General features: G+C 71.2%; 5 protein-coding genes. 3 read left to right on the top strand and 2 right to left on the bottom strand.

The annotated features are described in order from the left end of the window. Positions 1 to 57: 57 nt before the first annotated feature. The 3 genes from OO014_RS18730 to OO014_RS18720 all read left to right on the top strand — a co-directional run bounded on the left by OO014_RS18730 (position 58) and on the right by OO014_RS18720 (position 3,413). A complete protein-coding gene (locus OO014_RS18730) occupies positions 58 to 1,551 on the top strand; it encodes an NCS2 family permease (RefSeq protein WP_272463844.1) in 1,494 nt (497 codons plus the stop codon). A gap of 141 nt (positions 1,552 to 1,692) precedes the next feature. Further along, complete coding sequence (locus tag OO014_RS18725) at positions 1,693 to 2,139, top strand: MarR family winged helix-turn-helix transcriptional regulator (RefSeq protein ID WP_272463843.1); 447 nt, start codon at positions 1,693 to 1,695, stop codon at positions 2,137 to 2,139. Continuing rightward, positions 2,136 to 3,413, top strand: a complete 1,278-nt coding sequence (locus OO014_RS18720; RefSeq protein ID WP_272463842.1) for an MFS transporter — start codon at positions 2,136 to 2,138, stop codon at positions 3,411 to 3,413. Before OO014_RS18725 ends, OO014_RS18720 begins: the two co-directional genes overlap by 4 nt. 183 nt (positions 3,414 to 3,596) lie before the next feature. On the opposite strand, the gene OO014_RS18715 is transcribed toward OO014_RS18720, so the two are convergent. Both OO014_RS18715 and OO014_RS18710 read right to left on the bottom strand, forming a co-directional pair. Next, positions 3,597 to 3,866, bottom strand: a complete 270-nt coding sequence (locus tag OO014_RS18715; protein ID WP_272463841.1) for a hypothetical protein — start codon at positions 3,864 to 3,866, stop codon at positions 3,597 to 3,599. A gap of 111 nt (positions 3,867 to 3,977) precedes the next feature. Next, positions 3,978 to 5,285 (bottom strand): lytic transglycosylase domain-containing protein, encoded by a 1,308-nt coding sequence (locus tag OO014_RS18710; RefSeq protein ID WP_272463840.1) that lies wholly within the window; start codon positions 5,283 to 5,285, stop codon positions 3,978 to 3,980. Positions 5,286 to 5,388 lie beyond the last annotated feature (103 nt).

The raw sequence follows: 5,388 nt of genomic DNA, 5'->3' as shown, positions 1-5,388 counted from the left end.
CCCTGGCCCGCGCGGGTCGTGGAGCGTGGCCGGCCCCGCGCCGCTAGAGTGCGCGCCATGTCGACCGAAACCACCAGGCGTCCGGCGCCCGCCGGACTCGACGGCTACTTCAAGATCACCGAGCGCGGCTCGACTGTCGCGCGCGAGATCCGAGGCGGCTTCGTCACCTTCTTCACGATGGTCTACATCGTGGTCCTCAACCCCATCATCCTGTCCGGCGCGACCGACGGCTCGGGCCTGATGATCGGCGGCGTCGCCGATCTGGAGCAGAGCAAGCTGCTCGTCGCCGTCGGCACCGCGGTCATCGCGGGAGTCATGTCGATCCTCATGGGGCTCGTCGCGAACTTCCCGATCGCGCTCGCTGCCGGCCTCGGCATCAACGGCCTCATCGCCGGCATGGTGTTCACGCACGCGGCGGAGAAGATCACGTTCGCGGACCTCATGGGCCTCGTCGTCATCGAGGGCCTCATCATCCTCGTGCTGGTGCTGACCGGCTTCCGCACGGCGGTCTTCCAGGCGATCCCGGGTCCGCTCAAGGTCGCGATCTCGGTCGGCATCGGCCTGTTCATCGCCTTCATCGGCGTCATCGACGCCGGCTTCGCGCGGCGCCCCACCTCGCCGGGTGCGGTCCCGAGCGAGCTCGGCATCGGCGGTAGCCTCAACGGCTGGCCGACGCTCGTCTTCGTCTTCGGCGTCTTCCTCATCGCGGTGCTGCTCATCCGCAAGGTCAAGGGCGCGATCCTGCTCGGCATCGCGGCGGCGACGGTGGTCGCGATCGCCATCGAGGCGATCTTCAAGATCGGCCCGCGCGTCTACACCGACCAGGGCCTGCAGAACCCCGAGGCCTGGGCCCTGACGGTCCCGCGTCTGCCGGAGTCGATCACCAATACGCCTGACCTGGGCATTCTCGGCCAGTTCAGCCTGCTCGGGTCGTTCGAGAAACTCGGCATGGTCACGGCGATCATGTTCGTCTTCTCGCTCCTGCTCGCCGACTTCTTCGACACGATGGGGACGGTCGTCGCGATCGGCACCGAGGCGGAGCTGCTCGACGAGGACGGCAACCCGCCGCACACCGACCGGATCCTCGTCGTCGACTCCATCGCCGCGATCGCGGGCGGCGCGGGCGGTGTCAGCTCCAACACGAGCTACATCGAGTCGGCGGCGGGCGTCGAGGAGGGTGCGCGCACGGGTCTCGCGTCGGTCGTGACCGGCGTCCTCTTCCTGCTCGCGACCTTCCTGGCCCCGCTCTTCGCGATCGTGCCCTCGGAGGCGGCGGCACCGGCCCTCGTCATCGTCGGTTTCCTCATGATGATGCAGGTCAAGAACATCAACTGGGACGACATGGAGGTCGCCCTGCCGGCCTTCCTGACGATCGTGCTCATGCCGTTCACCTACAACATCACCGTCGGCATCGGCGCGGGCTTCATCGCCTGGGTGCTGGTCAAGATCGCGCGCGGGCACGCCCGGCAGGTGCACCCGCTCCTGTGGATCGTGTCGGCGTTCTTCGTCATCTACTTCATCAAGACACCGCTGGAGGGCGTGCTCACCTGAGACCACCCCATCCCGTATGCCGCTGGGCCCGCTTCCACACGGAGGCGGGCCCTCGTGCGTGGCGGCTCGCGTGGGAATGATTAGCATAGGTAATGAGTTGAGGTAATTAGCCCAGCACATCACCTGACCTCAGGACCGCGCATGACCGCACACCCGTCCCAGCCCGTCTCCCGCCCCGAGCTCGTGGCGATGGCCAACGACATCCGCCTCGCCTGCATGCGGATCTCCCGACGCGTGCGCTTCGAGTCCGACCAGGAACTCGCCCCGCATCACTTCTCCGTCCTCGCGCGGCTCGAGGACGCCCCCCGCACCAACAGCGAGCTCGCCGAGATCGAGCGGGTCTCGGCCCCGAGCATGAAGCGGACCACCAGCCACCTCGTCGAGGCAGGCTACGTGTCCCGAGCCGACGACCCCCTCGACGGGCGCCAGGTCATCCTCTCGCTGACCCCGGAGGGCCACGCCGCGGTCGAGCGCGTCCGCCGGCACCGCGACGAGTGGATGCTCGACCGCTTCGCCACGTTGACCGAAGCCGAGCTCGACCTGCTCCAGCAGGCGAGCGACGTGCTCGCCAAGGTGGCGAGCAAGTGAGCCCGACCTTCCACTCCCTCGGCATCCCGAACTATCGCCGCTACGCCTCCGGCGCCCTCGTCTCCAACATCGGCACGTGGATGGGCCGTGTCGCCCAGGACTGGCTCGTGCTCACGGTCCTCACCGACCACTCGGCGACGGCGCTCGGCATTGTCACGGGTCTGCAGTTCCTGCCCTTCCTCGTGCTCGCTCCGTGGGCCGGGATGATCGCGGACCGGTTCCCGAAGCGGCAGATCCTGCTGGTCACCCAGACCGCGCTGCTCGTCACGGCCCTCGCGCTCGCCGTGCTCACGGGCGCCGGCGTCGTCGAGCTGTGGCACGTCTACGCGCTCGCGCTGGCCCAAGGGGTCGCGACCGCCATCGACAACCCGTCGCGCCAGGCCTTCGTCTCCGAGATGGTCGACCACGACCACCTCGCCAACGCGGTGGCCCTCAACAGCGCGTCGTTCAACCTCGGCCGCCTCATCGGTCCGGGCGTGGCCGGCCTGCTCATCGCGTGGTTCGGGATCGCACCCGCGTTCTACGTCAACGCCTTCACCTTCGTCTTCGTCCTCATCGCCCTGCTGTCGATGGACCCGCGCAGCCTCACGCCGGCCCCGCGTGCCCGCGGCAAGGGCCAGATTCGCGAGGGCCTGCGCTACGTGCGGCGCCGCCCCGACCTCATCCTCATCATGAGCCTGGTCTTCGTCCTGGGCACGTTCGGGATGAACTTCCAGGTCACCACCGCCCTGATGTCGACGCAGGTGTTCGACAAGGGCCCGGGCGAGTACGGCCTGCTCGGCTCGATCATGGCCATCGGTTCGCTCACGGCGGCCCTCCTGTCGGCCCGGCGCCAACCGCGGCTGCGGGTGCTCGTGCTCGCACTCGTCGGCTTCACGGTGTCGACCGCGCTGCTGGCGACGGCCCCCAGCTATGAGCTGTTCGCCGTCTATCTCGTGCCGACCGGCCTCTCCGCGCTCACGGCGTTGACGACGGCCAACGCGATGGTCCAGATGAGCGTCTCTCCGGCCATGCGCGGCCGGGTGATGGCCCTCTACATGGCGATCTTCATGGGCGGCACCCCGTTCGGTGCGCCGATGATCGGCTGGATCGGTGACGCGTGGGGCGCCCGCTGGACCATCGCCATCGGCACCATCACCGTCGGGCTCAGCGTGGGCGCTGTGGTCCTCTGGGTCGCCCGGAGGCAGAATGTGGCGGTGACCTTCCAGACGCAGGAGCGCCCGCGCGTCCGGATCCGGCTCGACCGTCCGACGACCCCAGAGGTGGCCAAGTGAACTTCCGCACCCGGCACCGGGTGACGATGGCCGCGCTCGCGTTCTTCATCGCGATCGCCGTGATCGCCGCGCTCGTCGGCTGACCCGTCACGACAGAGGTATGCCGCTCAGCTCAGCCCGCGCCCAGGGCCGGTGGGCGCGGGGCCGAGCCGAGCGGCATACGGTCCCCTGTCGTGGTGGCGGTCAGGCGGGCTGTCCGCTGGCGATGCGCCGTCGGCGCGCCACGCTGAAGGTGAGGCCGATCAGGGCGATCGCGACGAGCGCGACCGTGACCAAGACGACCCAGTTGGTGCCGGCCGCGGGCGGAGGCGGGGGCGGGGACGTTGCCGTCCCGGAACCCTGGCCCAGCCCGGGGTCGACGTAGGCGAGCGCTCGCGTGGAGTTCCAGACGACCCAGGCGGTGAGCGCCGCCATGGTGGCGGTGATGCGGACTACGGCGATGTGCTTCGACATCTTCGGACCCTCCCTGTTGATGGTGCTTCCCCGTGCACCGAGGCTGCGCCGGGCCGGTATCAGCTCGGTATCGACCGGCCGGGCTTTACTCCGGGCCGATACCGGGAGCGCTCAGGGGCAGGTGACGACGGCCTCCTCCAGCAGGCACACGACCTCGTCCGTCGACGGGTCGAGGACCCGGACCAGCCCGGCGGGGTCCCCGAGCAGGGCGGGCAGCCGGGGCAGGGCGAGCAGCTCTTCGACGTCGAGCGAGCTCTCGGGGAGCGGCGTCTCCGAGGGGCTCGCCGGCATCGTCGGCAGGGGGACGGTGGTCGGCACCACCTGTGAGGGCAGGGGCCGCACCGGCGCCGGGCTGCTGGGGCCAGGCGCTGGGGCGGGGTCCTCGGCGGTGCGGGAGGAGGTGCCGCTCGGCCGGGCGGTGGGCTCGCTGGTCGGCTCGGTCGCGGGTCGATCCGAGGTGGGGGTGGGTCGGGGTGCCGGCTCCGAGCCGCCGCCCCACCCGAAGCCCGAGCCGTCCGGCGTCTGCGTCCCGGACCCAGCGGCGGGCCGCGCGGCCGGGACCGCGCCCATCGGGACGACCGTCGCGCCGGACCGGTAGGCCTCCGCGATGGCGAGCACGCTCCGGGCGTAGTCGTCGGACTGGTTGTAGCGCAGCACCGCCGCGCGCGCGTCGCCCGGGTCGCGCAGGTCGCCGTCGCCCGAGCAGAGGTAGACCCCGGCAGCTGCGGCCGAGTCGGCCATGCTCTGCGGGTCGACGGCGCCGTCCCCGTCCCCGTCGCGCCCCGCCATTCGCCAGGTCCCGGGAATGAACTGCATCGGGCCCACGGCACGGTCGTAGACGCCGTCGCGGTCCCAGCGCCCGGCGTCGGTGTCCGTGATCCGGGCCGTGCCGGCGCGTCCGTCGAGGGGGATGCCGATGATGCCCGGTCGGGCGATGCCCGCGGCATCGAGGGCGTTGCCGCCGAACCGGGCGTGGTTGCTCTCGACCCGCCCGATGGCGCCGAGCAGCGCCCAGTCGAGGCCGCACGCCGGGTCGAGCGAACCGAGCAGGTCGGCGGCGCGCCCATACGCCGCCAGGGCCGGGGCGGGGATGCCGTTGGCGTCGATCCGCACCGGGGCGAGACTCGCCACGGCTCGGGCCGCAGCCGCCGCAGCAGCCGGCACCGGCACGCTGGGGAACGGGTCGGTGAACGTGCTGTAGACCGGGGGCAGCTGCATGGGAGCCGGCGGCGGGCCCGCGGCCGGGTAGAGCGGGCTCGCGCCACCGGTCATCGCCTCGTCCGGCACCCCCGCTGCGGACGCCGGCGACCAAGGGGCAGCTCCCGCCGCCAGGGCGACCCCCGTGCTCGCGAGCGCGATGACGGGCAGGGCCGCGACGGCGCGCCGTGCGACCTCCTTGACGCGGACGATCCGGACCATGGTGACTCCTCGACTCCCTTGCCGACCGGTTGCGCGAGTCACCGTCGCCGCTGACTCACCCTGGTCAACGACGCACCTGATCAGAGGTCACGCGCGAGGGGCC

The sequence above is a fragment of the Intrasporangium calvum genome (genome assembly GCF_028446585.1).
Classification (GTDB): domain Bacteria; phylum Actinomycetota; class Actinomycetes; order Actinomycetales; family Dermatophilaceae; genus Intrasporangium; species Intrasporangium calvum_A.
This window is presented reverse-complemented; position numbering and strand designations above follow the sequence as displayed.